Below are 21,289 nucleotides of genomic sequence, written 5' to 3'. Positions count from 1 at the left end.
ACAAAACGTAGGCCGGGTAAGGCGTAGCCGCCACCCGGCAATACTCACTTACTGCGCCGTCGCTTTCACCGGTGCCACCTCATCATTTGCCGCAGGCTGATTTTCCGGCACGCTGTCACACGGTTTCGCTTTCGGACACACCCGATCCAGCATCTTCAGCGTTACGCCGTTACTCCAGCCGAAGCCGTCCTGCAGCGGATACTCGCCTCCGCCGCCACCGGTCCCGGTTGTCGACACGTCATACTTCTCGACCAGTTTCTTTTCGCGGTCGTAAGTATGCTGAACGTTCTTCAGGAAGCGCCAGGTTACCTCCATCGAGACCTTCTCTTGCCCGTAATTCTGCAGACCTTCCGCGGCCACCCACTGCAGCGGGGCCCAGCCGTTTGGCGCATCCCACTGCTGACCACTGTTGATGGTGGTGGTGGAAATCCCGCCCGGTTTCAACAAGCGAGACGAGGTTGCGGCTGCCACTTTGTCGGCCCGATCCTGTGCCGCCGCCTTCACGTAAAGTGGGAACAGGGCTGCCGCCGTGAGTTGATTACGCACCTTTTTGCTCTTGAGATCGTAATCGGCGTACCAGCCCTCTTTATCATTCCACAGATGGCTCTCGATGGCTTTCTGACGCGCGGTTGCCAGCGTTTCGTATTTGCTCGCGCTGGCGGCATCGTCACTTTCCTGGCTTGCCCGCGCCAGCAGTTTTTCCATCTTAAACATCAGGGCATTCAGATCGACGGGCACAATGCTGGTGGTCCGGATCGTGCCGAGCTTTTGCGGATCGTCCATCCAGCGGGAGCTAAAATCCCAGCCCGAAGCCGCAGCGGAACGCAAATCACGGTAGATCTCCGTCGCGGGACGGTTAGGGTTACTTTTGGCGGTATTCACATCGTCAAGCCAGGACTCCGGGCGCGGGGTATCGCGGTCATCCCAGTAGCGGTTGAGAATGGCGCCATCATCCAGTTTCACCACCCGTTTACTGGCTTGCCCCGGCTGAAGGGCATCTACGCCATCCATCCAGTAAGCGTACTCTTTCTCCATCTGCGGACGATATTTCTTCAGCGCATCGCTGTCGTGGGTCGCCAGCAGCTCAACCATCATTGAGAAAAACGGTGGCTGGGAGCGGCTCAGGTAGTAGCTACGGTTGCCGTTGGGAATGTGGCCGAAGGTGTCAATCTCATACGCAAAGTTATCCACCATGTCGCTGATTTTGTCCCAGTGATTGCTTTCCGCCAGGCCCAGCATGGTGAAATAGCTGTCCCAGTAGTAGACCTCACGGAAACGCCCGCCGGGCACCACGTAAGGTTTGGGTAACGGCAGAAGGGAATCCCATTTGTTGCTGGCTTTATCCGTGGTGCGCGTCAGTACGGGCCAGAGATCGTCAATGTGCTCACGTAAACTTTGTCCAGCAGGCGGAACATATTTTTCCCCTTCCGCAGGGAGCGTGAAGTTCATCTCGACAAAGTGGCGTAAGTCAAAGCTGGACTGCGTGTGCTGCATCCGATAATCCGCCAGAATCATTAGCGGGTCGCTTTTAGGGATGGCATCAGCGAAGGTTTTCTGATCGGGAAACAGTTTGGCACTTTGCACATCATTGAAAAGAGGGCCCAGCAAGATATCAGGTGAGGTTGTCTGGGTCGCGGGGCTATCGTCGGCATAACCCAATGTCGTTACGCCGAGCAGCGCGCCGCCTAACGCAAGGGGCAAGAACGCAGGGCGTAGTGTACGAGGTCTTATCATTAGTTCGTCTCCTGTCTTCACTAAACAGCGTGACCGCTGTTGTCAATCACCTGAAAACCTTAGACGAATATTGCCTGCTTCGCGTTAAATATTGCTGTTCGGTCAGGCCTCTTCCGGCGTCTGGCTGGTTTCCCGCAGCGTGCCCGGCGCATGTCCAATAATGCGCTTAAATGCCCGGCTAAATGCCGCCAGAGAGCCGTATCCCAGCCGCAGCGCGACGGTTTCAATCGGCTGATTTTCGTGTCGAATGTACTGAATGGCCAGCCTCATCCTCAGCTCGCTGAGATATTTTGCCGGCGTAGTTCCCGTCGCCGCCAGAAACCGTTCTGCGAATACAGAACGGGAAGTCCCCGCTTCTTTTGCCAGGTCTGCCACGCTCCAGTTCAGGCCAGGCTGCTGGTGCATAGCGTAAATGGCGCGGCTCAGGCGTGGGTCACGCAGTACCTGCACCCAGCCGGTGGCTTTGCCACAGCCGCCTTCAACCCAGCCACGTACGATTAACGCTGCCACCACGTCGGCCAGTCGCGCCAGGATCCCCGCGTACCCGGCCTGACGCGCCACGGATTCCCGCTCCATCGCCGCCAGCAACGGATGGATCTCCGGCCAGGTGGACATCAACCGGCTGACCATCATCACTTCCGGCATCGCCTTGATCAGCGGCTGCATCCCGCCCAGCTCAAAATCCATGCACCCGCTAAAGATGATGGTGTTCTCGCTTTCCGGGCAGGGCTCGCAGGTGATGGCACACACCGAGCTGCAGATGGGCTCGCTGGGAAAGGCGTTAATGGGCGTAATGGTCGCCTGCTCGTCTGAGAGCAGGGCATGGGAATTGCCGGCAGGAATAAAAAGGGCGTCACCACTGCTCAGTTCGAACGTTGCACCGCTCTCCATTCGCAGCAGGGCGCTACCGTGGCTTACAAAATGAAACTGCGCCCTACCGGGCGCCTGATGGAACGCGACGCCAAACGGTGCACTGGCCTGGATCCGTCGGTATTTCACACCTGACAAACGCATGCCGCGTAAAAGTTCGCTGATCAGATCGGGTGACTGTACGGTCATGGCGCAACTCCGGACGAATAATCAATAAGTGGAGATTATATGTCATAGATCGTCCAGGGTGAACCTTCTATGCTTTTGCGACAGTTGTCACATTTTCATAACGGGAGAACAACAGATGAATTCATGTGTCGCGGCGAGAGAGGCCATCGCGCCTGCAAAACCCGCCTGGCGAGCGGTCTATTCACTGGGGCTGGGAGTGTTTGGGTTGATTACGGCAGAGTTTCTGCCCGCCAGTTTGCTGACGCCAATGGCTGCGAGCCTGGGGGTAAGCGAGGGGATGGCGGGTCAGGCCGTAACCGCCACCGCGCTGGTGGCGCTGGTCACGGGATTGCTGATCACGCCGGCCACCAAAAACATCGACCGCCGCTGGGTATTGATGTTTTTCTCCGTGCTGCAAATCATCTCCAGCCTGCTGGTGGCTTTTGCGCCCAACCTGCACGTCCTGCTGATGGGGCGATTGCTGCTGGGGGTTGCCATCGGCGGATTCTGGGCGATGTCGACGGCCACGACGATGCGTCTGGTTCCTGCGGATAAAGTGCCGAAAGCGCTGGCGGTGATCTTCTCCAGTGTATCAATTGCCACCGTAGTTGCTGCACCACTGGGAAGCTATCTGGGTAGCCTGATCGGCTGGCGTAACGTCTTTATTCTCTGCATTCTGCCAAGTATGCTGGCGCTGCTGTGGCAGCTCTGGGTGCTGCCTTCCATGAAACCGGAGAGCAGCGGTAGCCTGAGTACGCTGTTCCGCGTGCTGCGTCGTCCGGGGATGATCGGCGGCATGCTGGCGACCATTCTGATCTTCAGCGGCCACTTTGCCTTCTTTACCTACCTGCGTCCGTTCCTGGAAACAGTAGGGCAGGTAAGCGTTGAGAGTATTTCACTGATCCTGCTGGGTTTTGGACTCGCCAATTTTGTGGGCACCTCTGTCGCCGGGCACCTGCTGGCACGTAATCTGCGCCTGACGCTGGCGCTGGTACCGTTTGCGATGGGCGTACTCGCCCTCACGATGGTGGCGTTTGGTCATCTGGCGATGCTGGATGGATTCCTGGTTGCGTTGTGGGGCTTTGCGTTTGGTCTGGTTCCGGTGGGCTGGTCAACCTGGCTTGCTACCACCGTTCCGGATGAAGCCGAAAGTGCAGGGGGGTTGCTGGTGGCCTCAATTCAGCTGGCAATCAGTGCGGGTGCGGCCGGGGGCGGGGCGGTATTTGACCTCAACGGTGCCAGCGGCGTATTTGCCGGAAGTGGTTTCCTGCTGGTGACGGCGATGGTGATTGTGTTTATGGGGGTGAGAGTGAAGGCGGAGTGATTAATTTGCCGGGTAAGCGTTATCGCTACCCGGCTTCAGAGTTACAACCCTTTCTTATCCATCCACAAAGCCAGATCTACCAGGCGGTTTGAGAATCCCCACTCGTTGTCATACCACGCCAGGATCTTCACCATATTCCCGCCAATCACCAGCGTGGAAAGCCCGTCGATAATTGAGGAGCGTGGGTCGCCCTGGTAATCGCTGGAGACCAGCGGTTCATCGCTATATCCCAGAATGCCTTTCAGTGGCCCGCTGGCGGCAGCGTGACGAAACGCGTCATTCACTTCTTCAACAGTCACGTTACGACTTAGCGTTACCGTTAAATCCACAATCGACACCACCGGAACCGGCACGCGCAGGGAGTAGCCTGTCAGTTTACCGTCCAGGGAAGGGATGACTTTCCCCAGCGCTTTTGCCGCACCGCTGGAGTACGGAACGATTGACAGGGCTGCAGCACGTGCCCCGCGCAGATCTTTTTCAGGCTGATCGTGCAGCGCCTGACTGTTGGTATAAGCATGGGTCGTGTTCATCAGACCATGTTCAATCCCGAACTGTTGATGTAGCACTTGCGCAGCCGGAGCCAGGCCGTTAGTGGTACAACTCCCGTTACTTACGACAACATGCCGGGCAGGATCGTACTGTTCGTGATTGACCCCCATCACTATCGTCAGATCATCGTTTTTTCCGGGAGCGGAGATGATAACGCGCTTAGCGCCACCGTGGGTGATATGCACAGCCGCTTTTTCCCGTTCAGTAAAGAAGCCGGTGGCCTCAATTACCACGTCAACACCGGCATCACGCCACGGAATATTCGCCGGGTCGCGTTCGCTGTATACGGTAATTCGCTGACCATCCACCTGCAACGCGCCGTCAGCCGCTTCAACGGGAACCGGCAGGGTACCGAGAAGGGAATCGTGTTTGAGCAGATGGGCGAGGGTTTTGCTGTCCGTCAAATCGTTAATGGCCACGATCTGCAGATCCGCGTTGCCCAGCGCCGCGCGCAGGAAATTACGTCCAATACGGCCGAAACCGTTAATACCGACCTTAACCATGGTGCACTCCTTATCTGTGTTGTCTGGAGTCACTGTAGGCGTCAGGTCGAATGGCGTAAACGACAAAAAAGGATCAGATTACGCCATTTTCCGGCAATGAAAGCGCTGGCGGTACTCACCCGGTGTGAGGTGGAGCTGTTTCTCAAACACGCGTCGCAAATTAATACTGCTGCCAAACCCGGTTCGCTCAGCAATAAGCTCAAGGGGATCCCGGGTCTGCTCCAGCATCTGTCGGGCGGCAGCCAGACGCGCTTCAGTGACGTAGCGGGCCGGAGAAACCCCGGTCTCACGAGTAAACACACGGGTGAAATTGCGCGGGCTCATCGCCGCTTTCCCGGCCAGATTTTCCACGCACAGGTCTTCCGTGAGGTTTTGCAGGATCCAGGTTTGCAACGCACTGAGCGGCCCAGAATCGCCGGGTTGCTGAAGGCTATAACGGCTGAACTGCAGTTGCCCACCGGGGCGGCGCAGATACATCACCATATCCTGCGCCACGTCGCGGGCGAGGGTAAAGCCATAGTCATCTTCCACCAGTGCCAGAGTCAGATCGAACCCGGAACTTACGCCGCCAGAGGTCCAGACAGGACCATCCTGAACATACAGCGGACCACTTTCGACCCTGATAGCCGGATACTGGGCTTGCATTGTCTCCAGCAGTCGCCAGTGGGTGGTCGCGCGACGACCATCGAGCAATCCCGTCTGGGCCAGCAGCATCGCACCGCCACAAATTGACGCTATCCTCCGCGCATGCGGCGCAGCAAGGTGCAGCCAGTCCACTACAGCGATACTTTCCTGTTCATTCATACCGCGACCGGTGATGATAATCGTATCCAGCGGTTCACGCGGGTCCAGCTCCGGCAGACGGTAGTCTGCCAGCAGATTCAGGCCAGACTGACCGTGGATCACCTGATGGGGCTGAGTGGTGGCGATGATAATGCGATAGCGGGGACGCGAAATACCTTCCGGATGCAGTCGATTGGCCTGCATCAGAATGTCAGCGATACCGGCGGCTTCAAACAGCATGCCGCCGTCAGGAACAATAATCAGTATTTTCTTCATGTCCTGAAAAGTACCTTTATTACAGAATAAGTCAAGCGGCGGAGCCTGCCCGCGTTTATGGCAAAGCAAAGCGATTTAAGTTCTTTGTTATTTCAGACGTTATCCCCGATCGTCAGGGCACAGTCTCTGGCGAAACGGCGTCTGAAGGAATGGGTAAACGAAACTCCCTCTATTTACATCCGCAACAACGCGAACAAATCCGTCATCTCGCATCGGGTTTTATATGGCGAAGCGAACTGCCCACGTGGCTATTGATCGTTACTATTTATGCAGGCTGGTTTGCCACGCTGACGTTCTGGCAAACGCTCGGCCTGCTGCCCGCCACGCTGCTGCTCATCGGGTTTACCGCCTGGTACATGTCCCTGCAGCATGAGCTGATCCACGGGCATCCCACGCGTTTTGCCTGGCTTAACCAGCTGTTTGGCACGCTCCCGCTGGCGGTCTGGTACCCGTACGGCCTGTACCGGGACTCCCATCTTGCCCATCATCGGCACCATAGCCTGACCCATCCGGTGGATGACCCTGAGTCGTACTATTTTACGCCGGAGAGCTGGGCGCGCTTCTCCCCCTGGCAGAAGCGCGTGATCCAGGCGCGGAATACCTTTACCGGGCGGATAGTGCTAGCGCCGCTGCTGGATATCGTTCAGACACTGGGCAGTGCCGTGGCGGCATTTCGCCATTTTCAACTGCGGGCAATATCAATGTGGCTGGTTCACGGTTTGCTGCTGGTGGCTCTCTTCGCCTGGATGACGCAGACCGGCTTTTCACCCGTCTGGTTTGTACTGGCGGTCAGTTATCCGGCGCTGGCGCTGACCAAGGTTCGATCGTTTTTCGAACATCGCGCGGCGGATGACCCGCTCGCACGTTCCGTCATTAACGAGGCCGGGCTGTTCTGGCGGGTACTGTTTTTGAATCTCAACTATCATTCAGTACATCATGATTTACCGGGCGTGCCCTGGTATGGACTGAAGACGATCTACCAGCAAAACCAGGATGCGTATCGGCTGCGAAATCGTGGTTTTCTCGTTATGGGCTATGGCGAATGGTTCCGCCAGTTCTGGAGAAGACCCGTTAACGTTACCGTTCATCCGGGGAGCCAACAAAGGACAAATGATGAGTAACCTGCTGGCATTTCCCATGTATGCCGTGGATCAAGCCAATACCCGCGCGCTTTGGCTAACGGTAAAGAGGTTGCTGGTCGCACGTGGTGTGTCCGTTGACCGTGTCCCCGGCTGGCCGGAATCCAATCTGCTGACCCACTGGCAACAGCCTGAGCTTATCCTCAGCCAGACCTGTGGTTATCCGTTGGTGACGTTGCTACCGGACGTGCAGGTGGTCGGCTGTTTTCACTACACCGCTCCGGGCTGCGAGGGGATCCAGTACCGCAGTTTTCTGGTAGTGCGTGCGGAGGATCGGCATCTCGCGCTGGCTGATTTTCGCGGTCGTCGCGCGGTCTGTAATTCCGCGGACTCGCAGTCCGGCTACCGTGCGCTGCGAAAAAAAGTGGCTGACGACAATTTTTTCTCACAAACAACATTCAGCGGCAGCCATCGCCAGTCGCTGATTGATGTCAAACGCGGAGAAGGTGATATCGCGGCCATCGACTGTGTGACCTGGGCGCTGCTCCAGCGTCACGAGCCGGAATGGCTTGAGGGGCTCGCGGTCATTGACCGTACCCCTTTGACGCCGGGGCTGCCGCTGATCACCTCGCATAACACCTCGCCTGAAACGCTTAACGCCATTCGCGATGCGCTCCGCGCGCTGGTGGAATCACCGGAAAATCGGGACGTTTGCGCCGCGGTGTTGATCGGCGGTTTTAGCGCGGTGACACGCCAGGCTTACGCTTCATTGTCTGCCTGAAAAATCTCCTGAGCGTCAGTAAAACAGCGCAGCGCCAGCGAGGAGACGGGCTTCTGTCTGCGCATAATCAGGCCGACGGGCGCCTCAATGTTTGCATCGGTGATGGGGACTATCCTGAAATTGCTGTTCAGGTCTTCCAGCCCGTTGTTCAGCGGCATCACGGCGCAGCACACGCCGCTCTGCACCGCCTGAATGATCTGGAACGTGGAGTCGCTTTCAAAAACAGATTTGGGTTCGATCCCTGCTGCGTTAAAGCTGGCCTCCATATGCGCCCGGTAGTGCATCCCTTTGGTCAGGAACCCCAGCGGAAAATCCATCAGGTCGCGCCAGGTCAGCGTGTCCTGATCCAACTGAAAGTGACGCGTATCGTGCAGCAGGCCCATCTTCGTTTTTGGCAGCTGGATAATGTCAAACAGGCTGGTGTCGATGCTGTTGAGGTAGCATATACCCAGCTCAAGCTGATTGCGGCTGACGCCATCGGCGATCTGTGCCGAGGACATGGAATAAAGGCTGTAAGTCAGTTCCGGGTATTTTTGCGTCAACAGGCGGATAAAGGTCATCGGGTCCACGCTCGCCAGCGGGACCATTCCCAGGCGTAACTCACCCACCACCTGGCCTTTGCACAGCGCGGCTTCGGCCTGTAATCCGTCATGGGCAGCAAGCAAGGCACGCGCCCATGCCAGAATGCGTTCACCTTCCGGTGTAAAGCCTTCAAAGCGCTGCCCGCGCACAATCAGCACCAGCCCAAGCTCCTCTTCCAGGCTGCGGATGCGCATGGAGAGCGTCGGCTGGGTGATGTTGCACTGCGAGGCCGCCTTACCAAAGTGGCGGGTCTGATCGAGCGCGATCAAATATTTTAGCTGTTTTATATCCATCGTTTACTCGGCGCGAACAGCCTTACAGTATGCGGATCTCTTTCGAGCGCAGGGTGATGCGAACCGGAACCGATTTATAGGACGGCGTACCGCTGTCCTTATCCAGATAATCGAGTGGAACCAGCACGTTGGCTTCCGGGTAGTACGCCCCGACAGATCCCTGTGCGATGCTGTATGCCACAACGGTAATATCTTCCAGACGCTGAACACTGCCGGGGAGGGCGGTTTCGATATCCACGCGATCGCCGTGTTCCAGCCCGGCCTGTGCCATATCATCTTCATTCATAAACAGCACATCCCGGCGGCCAAAAACGCCACGGTAGCGATCGTCCAGGGCGTAAATGGTGGTGTTGTACTGATCGTGGCTGCGCAGCGTGATCAGACGCAGAACATGCTCTCCTTCACCACTGGCATTTTCATGCACGCCGTCGAATATTGAGAACATCGCTTTGCCCGTTGCGGTTGGCCAGATACGTTTCGTTGGCGGTAGCGGCATGCGGAAGCCGCCGGGAACGCGGATCCGCGCATTGTAATTCTCGAACCCAGGAATGGTTTGCTCGATGAGATCGCGGATGCGGTCGTAATCCTCAATCAACGTCATCCAGTCCACGCGGGTTGCCTGCAGAGTGGCTTTCGCCATGCCGGCGACAATGGCCGGTTCAGCCCGCAACAGGGGAGAAGCAGGCTTCAGCTTGCCTGAAGAGGCATGCACCATCGACATGGAATCTTCGACGGTAATGGACTGACGCCCGGTGGCCTGGACATCCAGTTCTGTACGACCAAGACACGGTAAAATAATCGTCTCTTTACCGACCAGCAGATGGGTACGGTTGAGCTTGGTCCCGACGTGCACACTCAGTTCAAGTGACCCCATCGCCGGAAAACCGCGCTCGTGATCGGGCATCGCGACGGCAAAATTACCGCCGAGGCAGATGAGCGCTTTCGCGCGGCCGTCGATCATGGCTTGCGTTGCCTGCACCGCATCATGGCCGTGGTGGGAAGGGGGCTCAAACCCAAAAACGTCTTTCAGACGCTGCAGAAATGCCGGTGTCGGCTTCTCGCTAATCCCGACGGTGCGGTTCCCCTGCACGTTTGAATGACCGCGCAGAGGGCAGATCCCCGCGCCGGGCTTGCCAATATTGCCGCGCATCAGCAGCAGGTCTGCAATCAGCCGGACGTTAGCCGTGCCTTTATTGTGCTGGGTAATCCCCATCCCGTAAGTAATGATAGTGGCACTGGATTTCGCATAGGCGTCGGCCACGCTTTTAAGGGCCGCCTTGCTTAACCCTGACTCTCGCTCGATCTCGTCCCACTGCGTATGGGCAATATCGGCAGCAAAGTCCTCAAAGCCCTGGGTGTGCTCGGCAATAAACGCGTGGTCGAGCACGTTACCGCGTTCGGCCTCCATGTACAGAAGGTGTTTAGCAATACCTTTTAACGCGGCGGCATCGCCTCCGGCCTTCACCTGGAAGTAAGTCGACGCGATATCTGTCGAGCTGTAGGTCGCCATTTCAATGACGCTTTGCGGGTCCGCAAAACGTTCCAGAGCGCGTTCGCGTAGCGGGTTAAAGACGATAATCGGCACGTTGCGGCGCGCAAGCTCATGAAGGGTACCCATCATCCGTGGGTGGTTAGTCCCGGGGTTGTGACCGATGGAGATCACCAGCTCTGTTTTATCGAAATCATCCAGTGAGACGGTACCTTTCCCGATACCAATCGAGCGTGGCAATCCGACGCTGGTGGCTTCGTGACACATATTCGAACAGTCGGGGAAGTTATTTGTACCGTATTCACGTGCAAAGAGCTGGAAGAGGTAGGCCGCTTCGTTGGAGGCGCGCCCGGAGGTATAGAACTCAACCTGATCCGGATCGAGCTCGCGCAGGACCTCACCGATGCGTTGAAACGCCTCGTCCCATTCAACAGGCCTGAAAGTATCGCTTGCCCGGTCATAGCGCAGGGGATGTGTCAGACGGCCGTATCCTTCCAGTTCAAAGTCTGACTTAGCCAGCAGTGAGGTAACTGTGTTTTCGGCCAGAAACGCCGGGGTGACGCGTTTGCTGGTCGCTTCCCAGGTCACCGCTTTCGCGCCGTTCTCACAAAACTGGAAGGTCGATTTGTGTTCTTTATCAGGCCATGCACAGCCCGGACAGTCAAAGCCGTCAGGCTGGTTGGTACGCAGCAGCGTCGCGGGGGCATCAAAGGTATCCATTTGGGTACGTACCGCGATGGCGGTGGCTTTTAACGCCCCCCAGCCTCCGGCAGGACCGTCATAGTGCCTTATTCCGGGAACTGAGCGTCTTTTCTTATTCATACCAACTCCTGACTCGTTAACTCATACACCGTCGGACCAGTAAAACCACTGTGGGAGGCAATAAGCGCAAGCAATGATCAGCACGTGTATCAATGCACACGGTGTTGCAAAGCGCTTTATCTTAAATACCTCTTTATTACAGTGAGTTATCAACGATGTAATCTAAATATTTAAAGAAATTATAACGAAATTTTATCATTTTGATAATAAATCTTATCTATCACACATTCGGTGGGATAGATGACGCAGGAAGAAAAAATGATGTAGCAGCGGTAAAACTTCATATGAAAGGCGGGAAGGGTGAGCTAGCGGTAAACCTCAGCATAAGTTGGTTTAGAGAAAAATCTGAACATTCTGGCAGCATAAAAGTTTACTCATGCTTAATTGTTAATTCATTCAATTGATGTCTGAATAGACAGTTATCACCATACAAAATACAAACTTATTTTGGGGTGTGAAATTAAACGCCTGCCAATGACCGAATTAATCTCATTTAAGGTGCCATGCTGGAAAAAATAAACATACTCTATCGATGCAACAAATAATTCATAATGAATATATTCTGTGCAAACCGAAAATAAACGAAATTCTACTAATTATGGTAGTGGTGAAAATAGGGTTTCTGCGTTAATGCAACTGGTTCTCTTTTGGGTTTTTCTTTTGTTAAAACATGTGGTTGTGTTAGTTGTTTGCCTGATAATTAGCTCATTGAGACTGCGCCACTTTGTTTGTCAGATTAATCCTATAATGCGCCAGGTGCTTCATTAACCATCACTTGCGGGGCGTTAAATATTGAATTGATGCGAAGCTCATGTAAACTTGCTTGCTGTTTGTCAAAATATGTCAGGAAGACACTGGGCCTTATTCTGAGGGGCTCGTGCGGTAGCTATGCCCTTAAAATAGTCACGCCCCGAAAATATCCTGCATGTTTTAACTTTTGTACTTAAAACAAACTTCATTCCCTCATCTTCATCATCGAAATATCGCTACGGAAAAGCATATGAAAATGCGCGTACTGTTTTCACTTCTGTTTGTAATGGCGGTGGCGGGCTGTAAAGCGCCGCAGAAACCTGTGATCAACGACGATACGATCGTGACCAGCCAGGTCAACGGCGTCACCTTAACCCACCGTCACGCCGTTACCCCCCCAGCAGAATTCACCCAACTCAATGAGCCGTATCGTGCCATGTATCCGGCATCCGTGATGAGCCGTCCTGACTTTGGCGGAAAGGTTATCCGTACGCTGGAAACCGGAAAAACCTACGTGGTGCTGGGGCAGGTTGAACACTACTGGATGGCGCTTGCCGATGAAGGACAAGACCAGCTGATTGGTTACGTGCCGATGCGCGCCGTTATCAAGGCCGATCAGTACGACGCGGCCGTGCGTAAACAGGCCATTCGTCCTAAGTCACGTAAAAAAGCAACCTGTGTCGATGTTGATGGCAACAGCAAAGCCTGCAAAGACAGCGCTAACGGTACCTGGATCCTGAACTAAACGGCTTTTATGAGCGTGTTTTTATGAATAATAAAAATTTTCATCGGCTGTGGTTGGTCTTTTACGCGGTGGTTTTCACCTTTGTCAGTGGTTGTACGTCGTCTTCACACAGCGACCCTTCCCGCTACAATCTGCAGTTTCAGGCTCATCCACAAATCAATGAATCTGCGCCGCTTAAAGTCCGGGTACTGTTGTTGAAATCCGATGCGGATTTCATGTCCAGCGACTTCTATTCCCTGCAGAACAACGCGTCAGCAACGCTTGGCGCGAATCTGCTGAACAGCGATGTGTTCTTCCTGATGCCAGGACAGCTGTCGAAAACCCTCAGCGGACAAAGCTCTCCGGAGGCCCGCTATATCGGTGTGATGGCGGAATATCAAATGCTGGATGGCAAAAAATGGCGCGTTTCAATCCCTCTGCCTGTGCCAGGCGAAAATCATCTCTATCAGTTCTGGAAATGGTCCGCGGATGAACTCCAGGCCAACGTTTTTCTCGACGTGAATGGCATTCGTGTCATCAGTCAGTAACGCGCGTTAAAACAGGAAACACATCATGATGAAAGCAGAAAAGGTCGTCTGGACCGAAGGCATGTTCCTGCGTCCACACCATTTTCAGCGGGCTGAAAGCTATCTGCTCAACCATGTTCGTGAATGGGGTGCGCTACAGCGGTCCTATCTTTGGGGCTTTCTGGACGTTGAACTCGATGAAGCCATGCTGCGTCAGGGATGCATTGCCCTGAGCTACTGCAGCGGGTTGCTGCCGGACGGCACCTTTTTCCAGGTGCGCAACGGGCGCAACGGGCCTGCACCGCTGAAAATCCCCGACAACCTCACCAATGAAAAGGTGGTGCTCGCACTGCCGGTTCGCCGTGGCGAGAGAGAAGAGGTGATTTTTAGCGAAGAGCAGGCCTCTCTGGCGCGCTTCATCGCTTTTGAGCAAGAGGTAGAAGACGATAACGCCATGTCGGTGGGGGATGCCACCGTCCAGTTTGGCCGTCTTCGTCTGACCCTGATGCTGGAAAAAGATCTGACAGCAGAATGGACCGCCATCGGCGTGGCGGCAGTGACCGAGAAACGTAACGATAACCTCGTGCGACTCGATAACAGCTACATTCCGCCAATGCTGAACGCCAATAACAGCCCGCAGATCTACAGCATGATCAACGATCTGCACGGCTTACTGGTGCAGCGCAGTCAGCAGATTGGCGGTCGTCTGCGTCAGCCTGGCCGCTTTAACACCTCTGAACTGATCGAATTTACGCTGTTGTCGCTGGTGAACCGCCATCTGGGCGAGGTTTCTCACTTAAAAACGCTGCCGCTGCTGCACCCGGAAACGCTCTGGCGCAGCTGGCTGCCGTTTGCCACCGAACTCGCCACCTGGACCTCGCAACGTCACGCCGAAAACGTACTACCGATTTACGATCATGACGATCTCGCGAACTGCTTCAGTAAATTGATGCTGATGCTGCGTCAGGGGCTGTCGCTGGTGATGGAAGACCACGCGATTCAGCTGCCGCTTAACGAACGCTCTCACGGTCTGAACATCGCTACGGTGCCTGAAACCAGCATGGTGCGCGAGTTTGGTTTCGTACTGGCGGTAAAAGCCAGTGTGCCAGGCGAACACCTGCAAACCTATTTCCCTGCCCAGATGAAGATCGCGCCGGTATCGAAAATCCGCGATCTGGTCCAGTTGCAACTGCCTGGCATTATGCTGCGCGCCATGCCGGTTGCGCCACCGCAGATCCCATGGCATGCGGGCTACAGCTACTTTGAGCTGGAGAAAGGCAGTGAGCTGTGGCACGAGATGGATAAGTCCGGTGCATTTGCCCTGCATCTTGCAGGGGAATTCCCGGGGCTGGATATGGAGTTTTGGGCCATCCGTAGCCCGACAGAATAATATAGCGAGCGCTAAATATGCAGGAACGACAGGATACCGGCAGTGATGCCGCGATTACCGGAGCCAGTAGTAACAATCCGCTGGTGGCGGCCGCTAATCCGCTGCTCAATGCGATTCCGCAGATCCGTCATTCGGTGTCTCATGACGATCAGGTGGCATTACGCCAGCGTCTGATCGATGAAATTCGCCGTTTCGAAGTCCGCTGTCAGCAGGCTGGCCTCGCCTATGAGGTGATCGTCGGGGCACGTTACTGCCTGTGTACGGCCCTGGATGAAGCGGCTGCGCTGACCCCCTGGGGAAGCAGCGGCGTCTGGTCAAGCAACGGTCTGCTGGTGACGTTTCATAACGAAACCTGGGGCGGCGAGAAATTCTTCCAGCTGCTGGCGCGCCTGTCGCAGAACCCGCGTGAACATATTCTGCTGCTGGAGATGATCAATTACTGCCTGCTGCTTGGCTTCGAAGGGCGTTATCGGGTGCTGGATAATGGCCGCACCCAGCTCGAGACGATCAAGCAGCGACTCTGGCAGATGATCCGCGGCGTGCGTGGAAGCTATCCGCCACCGCTTTCTCCCCATCCGGAAGATCGCCCGGTGCTGCGCAAACTGTGGCGTCCGATGGTGCCGCTCTGGGCTTGTGTCGCGCTGGCCGGGTTTATCGCCTGCCTGTTCTACATCGTCCTTAACTGGCGTCTTGGCGACAACACCAGCCCGGTGCTGGCGAAGATTTACCAATCCCAGCTACCGGAAACCACCATCCAGCAGCCAGCTCGCCAAGTACCTGCGGTGTTAAACCTGCGCGGATTCCTGAAGCCTGAAATCGAGGCGGGTCTGGTCGCGGTGAAAGATGAAGCGGACCGCAGCGTTGTTATCCTGAAAGGTGATGGGCTGTTTGCCTCTGCTTCCACCGTTGTGCGTGACCGCTATGAACCGGTGATTAACCGTATTGCGCAGGCGATGAATAACGTCAGCGGCAAAATTCTGGTGGTGGGCTACAGCGACAACGTACCGATCCGCAGCGCGCGCTTTGCTTCTAACTATGAACTGTCTCTGGAACGCGCCCGCTCGGTACAGAAAATGCTGCAGGGAAGCCTCTCCCGGCCCGATCGTGTGAAAGCGGAAGGGCGGGGCGAAATTAACCCGGTGGCGCCGAACACGACGCCTGAAAATCGCGCCCGTAACCGCCGTGTGGAAATTACTCTGCTGGTGTCGCCTGAAAATACACAGGCTGAGCTGAACGGATTGCCGCAAGGAAACTAAGGATGCTGACTACACTTCTTTCCATTTTGACCAACCGCATTCTGTGGAGCTTCCTCGGCGTAACGGCGCTTGCGGCGGTGATCTGGATGATCGGTCCCCTGTTGTCCATCGTGGACACCCGACCGCTTGAGTCTGAACAAAACCGCATTATCAGCATCGCTGTGGTCTATCTGCTCTGGGCACAAGGCCATATCCTGCCGCGGTTGTACAATGCCTGGCTGAACCGCAAGCTGATGGACAAGCTCAATGAGAACACGAGCAAACCGGAAGCCGCGGATCCGCAGAAACGACTGAACAGCGAGGAGCAGATCCTCGCCAGCCGTTTTGATGAAGCCGCGCAGATGCTGAAAAAAGCGCACTTCAGCAAAGCGGGGCAGAGTGCCCAGTGGACGCAGCGCTTCAGCACGCAATATCTGTATCAACTGCCGTGGTACGTCATTATTGGCGCACCGGGCTCCGGTAAAACCACGGCGCTGGTCAATTCCGGGCTGCAGTTCCCACTGGCCGATCGTTTCGGTAAGACCGCATTGCGCGGTATTGGGGGGACACGTAACTGCGACTGGTGGTTCACTAACGAGGCGGTGCTGCTGGATACGGCGGGTCGCTATACCACTCAGGAGAGCGAGCAGGTACAGGATGCCGGAGAATGGCTGGAATTCATGGGGTTACTGCGTAAGTATCGCCGCCGCCAGCCGATCAACGGTGTCATCATCACTATCAGCATTTCTGACCTGCTCACCCAGTCTGCCGAGGCGTCCCGCCAGCAGGCGGTGAATCTGCGTCAGCGCCTGTCTGAGCTGCATGAACAACTGGGCATTCGCTTCCCGGTGTACGTGATGGTAACCAAGGCGGACCTGCTTAAAGGCTTCCGTGCATGGTTTGCCGACTACGACAAAGCCCAGCGCGATCAGATCTGGGGCTTTACGCTGCCGTGGGAGCAAACCAGACACGCCGATTACGACCTGATGGGCAACTTCCAGCAGGAGTTTTCTCTGCTGCAGCAGCGCCTGGACGCCGGGTTGCCGGAAACCATGCTGAAAGAGCATGACGCAAAAACCCGCGCCGAAGCCTATCTCTTCCCGCAGGAGTTTGCCGCGCTGCGTCCGCTGCTGGCGGACTACCTGAGCACGGTCTTCGCCCGTTCGAATTTCGAAACCGAGTTTTCCCCGCGCGGGATCTACTTCGCCAGCGGGACCCAGGAGGGCATGCCGTTCGACCGCGTGATGGGCGAACTGAACCGCGCGCTCTCTTTACCTGAAGGTGCCGAGGGCGATAGCTGGGATGCCGTCAGCAAAGAGGCACCCATTCCAGGAGCGAAAGGCCAGAGCTTCTTCATCAAGAATCTGCTGCAAAACGTCATTTTCCAGGAAGCCGGTATTGCCGGAGAAAACCGCTGGTGGGAACTGCGCAACCGGGCGGTGATCTGGTCCGGCTATGCAGCACTGCTGTCTCTGCTGGTGATCCTCGGTGGACTGTGGCTGACCAGCTACGCCAAAAACAAGGCGTATCTGGAAGAGGTCGATGCGAAGGTGCCGCTGCTTGATCAGCAGAGTAAAGCCTTACAGAACCAGCCTCAGCGTGACCTGTTTGATCTGCTGCCGCTGCTCAATGGTCTGGTGGACCTGCCGAAGAGTGACACGTTTGATGTAAACGATCCGCCAGTATCCCGCCGTATGGGTCTTTATCGTGGGGATGACGTCAGTGATGCATCGCAGTCTCTGTACCAGAAAGCGTTGGATCAGATGCTGCTGCCTGCCGTCGCCATGCACATCACCACCTGGCTTCGTAACGACAACGGCAGCGATGTGGAATACAGCTACGAAGCGCTAAAAGCCTATCAAATGCTGTATCAGCCAAAGCACTACGACGGCAAATTCCTGCATTCGTGGGTGATGCTCAATCTGCAGCGCAACCTGCCGCAGAACGTCACGAAGGCGCAACTGCAACAGCTTGAATGGCATCTGACGCAGCTGCTGGAACCGAAAATTCAGGCCTCCCCGTACGCCCAGGACGAATCCCTGGTTACCCGCGAAAGAGCGCTGATCAACCAGCAGCCGCTCTCCACCCGCGTATATGGTCGTCTGAAGCGTCTGCTGGAACATGATGAAAATCTGAAGCCGGTTTCTCTTACCGACCTGGGAGGACCGCAGAGCGAACTGGTGTTTTCACGTAAAAGCGGCAAGCCGGTGAGTGAGGGTGTGCCGGGGCTTTATACCCCGGACGGCTACTGGAAAAGCTTTAACGGCCAGATTGACAGCGTCACCACCGCCCTGCATGAAGACGATGCCTGGGTGCTGGGAGCCGCCACGGCGCAGGAAGATAAAAAGCAGATCGATAACGCCGTGCGCCAGCTCTACATGCGTGACTTTATCGCGAACTGGGATCCCTGGCTCGCCGACATTCAGCTTAACAACAGTGCCGACCTTTCTCAGCGTATCAACACCGCACGCCTGCTTTCTGGCACAAACTCGCCGCTGCGCCGTCTGGTGCTGAGCCTGAGTCAGGTACTGACGCTGTCTCGTGATGAACCAGCAGCAGACAATGCCGGTAAAGCACAAGATCAAAGCAACCGCGCTACCCGCACGCTGGAAACGCTGTTCAGCAATAACAACTCTGCTCCGTCACAAGCTGCCGTTGTCGCTCAGTCACCGGAACAACTGGTTACCGATCACTACGCCCCGCTGATTGAGCTGGCGCAACCGCTGGAGAAGGGCGGTAAGACTATCGTCTTTGATGACTTTCTTAAGCAGGTGGACGAGCTTTATCGTTACCTGACCGCCGTCCAGGACGCCGCCAACAGCGGCATGCCGGCACCGGGCGGAGAGGCGATCAGCCGTCTGCAGGCCAGCGCCGGTCGTCTGCCGGGTGGGCTGCAAACCATGTTCAGCAACATGGCGGTGGGGGCCAGCAGTGATACCCAGCGCCGCGATCTGGACAATGTGCGTAAGCGGATCAATGTCGAAGTGGGCGGATTCTGTCGTCAGGCGATTGCCGGTCGCTACCCGCTGGTACGCAGCGCCAGCACCGAGGTCACTCCTGACGATCTCGCGCGTATGTTTGCGCCGGGAACCGGGCTGATGGACGCCTTCTTCCGCGACAATCTGACCAATAAAGTGGATACCACGCAGGCAAACTGGCGCTTTATGCCGGGCATTGACGGCAAAACGCTGCCGGGAAGCGAAGGGCTGCTGAGACCGTTCCAGCAGGCCCAGTCCATTCGCGACGCTTTCTTTGCTAATGGCGCCACGACCCCGTCTTTCAAAGTGACGGTCCGCACCGTGCGAATGGATAACACCATTCTGAACCTGACGCTGGACGTTGATGGCCAGCAACTGCGCTACAGTCATGGTCCTCAGGCGGTGCAGATCATGAACTGGCCAGGACCAGGTGGTACCAATCAGGTTCGTATGCAGCTGGGGCTGGCGAATGGCAGCACGGCAACGCTGGTGACCAACGGTGCCTGGGCGCTAAACCGCTTTTTCGATAAAGCGAGCACCAGCCCGGGGGCAGGTAGCCTGAGCCGCCAGGCCACGTTCAACGTCGACGGACATCAGGTCACGCTGGAGTTTGCGCCAAACAGCATTCGCAACCCGTTCCAGCTTCCTCGTTTCTCATGCCCATAACCGCAAGGACAGCCGTATGACGAATACCCCTGCGATGAACCGCTACAGCTGGTATGGCAAGTTACCCAGCGCCGGAGATTTTTTGCAGCGTCGCTTTCCTGACACTTTACAGCGCCAGTGGTCACACTGGTTCCAGGTTGGCCTGCTGGCCTGGCAGCAGGAAGAGCAGCGCAGCGGCGAGCGCCAGTTTCACAAAGCGCCGGTCTGGAATTTTGTTGTCCCCCCGATGCTGGGTAGCCAGATGATCCAGATGGGCTGTCTGCTGCCCGGCCGCGACAGCGTTGGTCGACAATACCCGGTTTGCCTTCAGCTGAGCTTCGCCCCGACAGAGTGGTCGACGAGCCTGCTCAGCCAGGCTGAAAGCTGGTATCAGCAGATTGGGCGCCTGGGTTTGCACGCGGTGCGCAATAGTTTTTCCGCCTCACAGCTGGATGAGATGCTGATGACCATTCCGGCGCCGCAGCCCGTTGAGCCGCAAAAGCGTTCTGACATCCTTGATGTGATTGGTTATGACGAAGACGGTCAGAACACGCTGGGCTGGCCCCAGGCCGCGGAATGCTTTGATCCGCTGCGCCAGACCAGCTACTGGTGGACTAACCGCTGCGATGGTTATCCGCTGTACACCCATGTTCACAGCGGTAACTTTACCGGGCAGCTTTTCACCCTGCTGTTCGACCCGGCAGGGGGCGCCCGCCCGGGCCGTCACGGTCTCTATCCGCCCATGTTTGAATAAGCAGGGATCTCATGAATATCGAAGAATTTCTCGCGCCAATAAGCCCCGACAAGCCCTGCGGCGAAAACCTGGAGTACGACGCCGACTTCCAGATTATGAATCAGGCAAGTCTTGGGAAAGCAGAACAGCAGTTTGGCGACACCATTATCCCGGCGGAGCCTGCTGACTGGAACACGGTTGAAAAATACGCCACCAGCCTGCTGACCCGCACCAAAGATCTTCGCGTACTGCTGGCACTCACGCATGCCTGGACCCGCCGTCGCGGGCTGGCAGGTTACGCAGACGGACTATTGCTGGTGCAGGAGGCCATCAGCCGTTACTGGGAGCCGCTTTATCCGCTGCTGGAAGAGTATGGCGAAACCGATCCGTTCTATCGCATTAACGCTCTGGCAGGGCTGAGCGATAAATCTGACCTCACCGTCGCCGTGCGTAATGCTTCGCTGCTGCGTTCAAACGGCGATGAAATTTCGCTCCGGGATGCCCAGGCGCTGCTGGATGGCAGCAAGACCGAATGTCCGGATTATCCGGGCGGTCGTCCACGGCTGATTGACGAACTGGCTCGCGGCGACCAGCCGGGTACCGCCGCGGTTATCGTCATTCACGAACGGCTGCAGGTCATTCGCGATCTCCTCACCGGGTATCTCGGTGAAAGCGGCGTACCCGAAATGGAGCAGCTGCTGAAAACCGTGGGGCTGGTCGCCAGCGCGTGTCAGGTGACCGACATCAGCAAGCTGCTGCCAAACCGTGAAGCGCAGGCTGAACAACATGCTGAGCAGCAACAGGTAGCAGCACAGCCCGTTCAGCAGGTCACCGACTGGCGCAGTGTGCAGGTCACCAGCCGCGCCGACGCGCAGCTGATGCTGGAAAAAGCGAAGCAGTATTTTGCGCAGTACGAACCGAGCCACCCTGCGCCGCTGATGATTGAACGGGTACAGCGGCTGTCAGAACTCAACTTTATGGACATTATTCGCGACCTGGCGCCGGACGGCGTTAACCAACTGGAAAACATCTTTGGACGCCGCGAATAACGCGT

At 56.3% G+C, this 21,289-nt stretch carries 16 protein-coding genes; 10 read left to right on the top strand and 6 right to left on the bottom strand.

Annotated elements, in window-relative coordinates; all coding sequences use genetic code 11:
* Positions 1-48: 48 nt before the first annotated feature.
* Both JGF26_RS13545 and JGF26_RS13540 read right to left on the bottom strand, forming a co-directional pair.
* A complete protein-coding gene (locus tag JGF26_RS13545; RefSeq protein WP_128347542.1) occupies positions 49-1,734 on the bottom strand; it encodes an alpha,alpha-trehalase in 1,686 nt (561 codons plus the stop codon).
* A 102-nt stretch (positions 1,735-1,836) separates the two neighbouring features.
* Complete coding sequence (locus JGF26_RS13540; RefSeq protein WP_128347543.1) at positions 1,837-2,793, bottom strand: AraC family transcriptional regulator; 957 nt, start codon at positions 2,791-2,793, stop codon at positions 1,837-1,839.
* A 115-nt stretch (positions 2,794-2,908) separates the two neighbouring features.
* Between JGF26_RS13540 and JGF26_RS13535 the strand changes: the two genes are divergently transcribed.
* Positions 2,909-4,096 carry an MFS transporter gene (locus JGF26_RS13535; RefSeq protein ID WP_134708072.1) on the top strand — a complete coding sequence of 396 codons (1,188 nt, stop codon included), beginning with the start codon at positions 2,909-2,911 and terminating at the stop codon, positions 4,094-4,096.
* Positions 4,097-4,137: 41 nt separating this feature from the next.
* On the opposite strand, the gene gap is transcribed toward JGF26_RS13535, so the two are convergent.
* Together gap and JGF26_RS13525 are read right to left on the bottom strand one after the other, a co-directional pair.
* Positions 4,138-5,148 carry a type I glyceraldehyde-3-phosphate dehydrogenase gene (gene gap, locus JGF26_RS13530; protein WP_049008573.1) on the bottom strand — a complete coding sequence of 337 codons (1,011 nt, stop codon included), beginning with the start codon at positions 5,146-5,148 and terminating at the stop codon, positions 4,138-4,140.
* Between the two features lie 78 nt (positions 5,149-5,226).
* On the bottom strand, positions 5,227-6,207 hold the full coding sequence (locus JGF26_RS13525) for a GlxA family transcriptional regulator (RefSeq protein WP_049008653.1): 981 nt from the start codon (positions 6,205-6,207) through the stop codon (positions 5,227-5,229).
* A 149-nt stretch (positions 6,208-6,356) separates the two neighbouring features.
* Between JGF26_RS13525 and JGF26_RS13520 the strand changes: the two genes are divergently transcribed.
* Both JGF26_RS13520 and JGF26_RS13515 read left to right on the top strand, forming a co-directional pair.
* Complete coding sequence (locus JGF26_RS13520) at positions 6,357-7,328, top strand: fatty acid desaturase (RefSeq protein WP_134708073.1); 972 nt, start codon at positions 6,357-6,359, stop codon at positions 7,326-7,328.
* On the top strand, positions 7,321-8,067 hold the full coding sequence (locus tag JGF26_RS13515; RefSeq protein WP_134708209.1) for a PhnD/SsuA/transferrin family substrate-binding protein: 747 nt from the start codon (positions 7,321-7,323) through the stop codon (positions 8,065-8,067). Before JGF26_RS13520 ends, JGF26_RS13515 begins: the two co-directional genes overlap by 8 nt.
* On the opposite strand, the gene JGF26_RS13510 is transcribed toward JGF26_RS13515, so the two are convergent.
* On the bottom strand, positions 8,046-8,942 hold the full coding sequence (locus tag JGF26_RS13510) for a LysR family transcriptional regulator (protein ID WP_129323404.1): 897 nt from the start codon (positions 8,940-8,942) through the stop codon (positions 8,046-8,048). The two genes, JGF26_RS13515 and JGF26_RS13510, sit on opposite strands and share 22 nt — an antisense overlap.
* Before the next feature lie 22 nt (positions 8,943-8,964).
* A complete protein-coding gene (locus JGF26_RS13505) occupies positions 8,965-11,253 on the bottom strand; it encodes an FdhF/YdeP family oxidoreductase (RefSeq protein ID WP_134708074.1) in 2,289 nt (762 codons plus the stop codon).
* A gap of 1,000 nt (positions 11,254-12,253) precedes the next feature.
* Between JGF26_RS13505 and JGF26_RS13500 the strand changes: the two genes are divergently transcribed.
* From JGF26_RS13500 to tssA, 7 genes are read left to right on the top strand one after another with little or no spacing between them, the layout of a single operon-like run.
* Positions 12,254-12,748 (top strand): hypothetical protein, encoded by a 495-nt coding sequence (locus JGF26_RS13500; RefSeq protein WP_028018705.1) that lies wholly within the window; start codon positions 12,254-12,256, stop codon positions 12,746-12,748.
* Between the two features lie 23 nt (positions 12,749-12,771).
* A complete protein-coding gene (gene tssJ, locus JGF26_RS13495) occupies positions 12,772-13,275 on the top strand; it encodes a type VI secretion system lipoprotein TssJ (protein WP_134708075.1) in 504 nt (167 codons plus the stop codon).
* Positions 13,276-13,300: 25 nt separating this feature from the next.
* A complete protein-coding gene (tssK, locus tag JGF26_RS13490) occupies positions 13,301-14,644 on the top strand; it encodes a type VI secretion system baseplate subunit TssK (protein ID WP_134708076.1) in 1,344 nt (447 codons plus the stop codon).
* Between the two features lie 17 nt (positions 14,645-14,661).
* Complete coding sequence (locus JGF26_RS13485) at positions 14,662-15,900, top strand: DotU family type VI secretion system protein (protein ID WP_128347549.1); 1,239 nt, start codon at positions 14,662-14,664, stop codon at positions 15,898-15,900.
* A 2-nt stretch (positions 15,901-15,902) separates the two neighbouring features.
* Positions 15,903-19,523 carry a type VI secretion system membrane subunit TssM gene (gene tssM / locus JGF26_RS13480; RefSeq protein WP_134708077.1) on the top strand — a complete coding sequence of 1,207 codons (3,621 nt, stop codon included), beginning with the start codon at positions 15,903-15,905 and terminating at the stop codon, positions 19,521-19,523.
* A 16-nt stretch (positions 19,524-19,539) separates the two neighbouring features.
* Entirely contained in the window at positions 19,540-20,256 is a 717-nt protein-coding gene (gene tagF, locus JGF26_RS13475; RefSeq protein ID WP_028018710.1) for a type VI secretion system-associated protein TagF, read from the top strand.
* Positions 20,257-20,267: 11 nt separating this feature from the next.
* The gene (gene tssA / locus JGF26_RS13470; protein WP_108089713.1) at positions 20,268-21,284 is read left to right on the top strand and encodes a type VI secretion system protein TssA; all 1,017 of its coding nucleotides are present in this window, start codon (positions 20,268-20,270) and stop codon (positions 21,282-21,284) included.
* Positions 21,285-21,289 lie beyond the last annotated feature (5 nt).

The sequence above is a fragment of the Enterobacter sp. E1 genome (genome assembly GCF_016809815.1).
In the GTDB taxonomy this organism is placed as follows: Bacteria; Pseudomonadota; Gammaproteobacteria; order Enterobacterales; family Enterobacteriaceae; genus Enterobacter; species Enterobacter adelaidei.
Note: the sequence above shows the minus strand (reverse complement) of the source record. Positions and strands in the feature narration are given on the sequence as shown.

Coding starts and splice junctions, on each gene's coding strand:
- tagF (WP_028018710.1), top strand. CDS start 19,540: ATGACGAATACCCCTGCGATGAACCGCTACAGCTGGTATGGCAAGTTA.
- tssJ (WP_134708075.1), top strand. CDS start 12,772: ATGAATAATAAAAATTTTCATCGGCTGTGGTTGGTCTTTTACGCGGTG.
- JGF26_RS13485 (WP_128347549.1), top strand. CDS start 14,662: ATGCAGGAACGACAGGATACCGGCAGTGATGCCGCGATTACCGGAGCC.
- JGF26_RS13535 (WP_134708072.1), top strand. CDS start 2,909: ATGAATTCATGTGTCGCGGCGAGAGAGGCCATCGCGCCTGCAAAACCC.
- JGF26_RS13540 (WP_128347543.1), bottom strand. CDS start 2,793: ATGACCGTACAGTCACCCGATCTGATCAGCGAACTTTTACGCGGCATG.
- tssA (WP_108089713.1), top strand. CDS start 20,268: ATGAATATCGAAGAATTTCTCGCGCCAATAAGCCCCGACAAGCCCTGC.
- JGF26_RS13520 (WP_134708073.1), top strand. CDS start 6,357: ATGGGTAAACGAAACTCCCTCTATTTACATCCGCAACAACGCGAACAA.
- JGF26_RS13545 (WP_128347542.1), bottom strand. CDS start 1,734: ATGATAAGACCTCGTACACTACGCCCTGCGTTCTTGCCCCTTGCGTTA.
- JGF26_RS13500 (WP_028018705.1), top strand. CDS start 12,254: ATGAAAATGCGCGTACTGTTTTCACTTCTGTTTGTAATGGCGGTGGCG.
- JGF26_RS13525 (WP_049008653.1), bottom strand. CDS start 6,207: ATGAAGAAAATACTGATTATTGTTCCTGACGGCGGCATGCTGTTTGAA.
- JGF26_RS13515 (WP_134708209.1), top strand. CDS start 7,321: ATGAGTAACCTGCTGGCATTTCCCATGTATGCCGTGGATCAAGCCAAT.
- gap (WP_049008573.1), bottom strand. CDS start 5,148: ATGGTTAAGGTCGGTATTAACGGTTTCGGCCGTATTGGACGTAATTTC.
- tssK (WP_134708076.1), top strand. CDS start 13,301: ATGATGAAAGCAGAAAAGGTCGTCTGGACCGAAGGCATGTTCCTGCGT.
- JGF26_RS13510 (WP_129323404.1), bottom strand. CDS start 8,942: ATGGATATAAAACAGCTAAAATATTTGATCGCGCTCGATCAGACCCGC.
- tssM (WP_134708077.1), top strand. CDS start 15,903: ATGCTGACTACACTTCTTTCCATTTTGACCAACCGCATTCTGTGGAGC.
- JGF26_RS13505 (WP_134708074.1), bottom strand. CDS start 11,253: ATGAATAAGAAAAGACGCTCAGTTCCCGGAATAAGGCACTATGACGGT.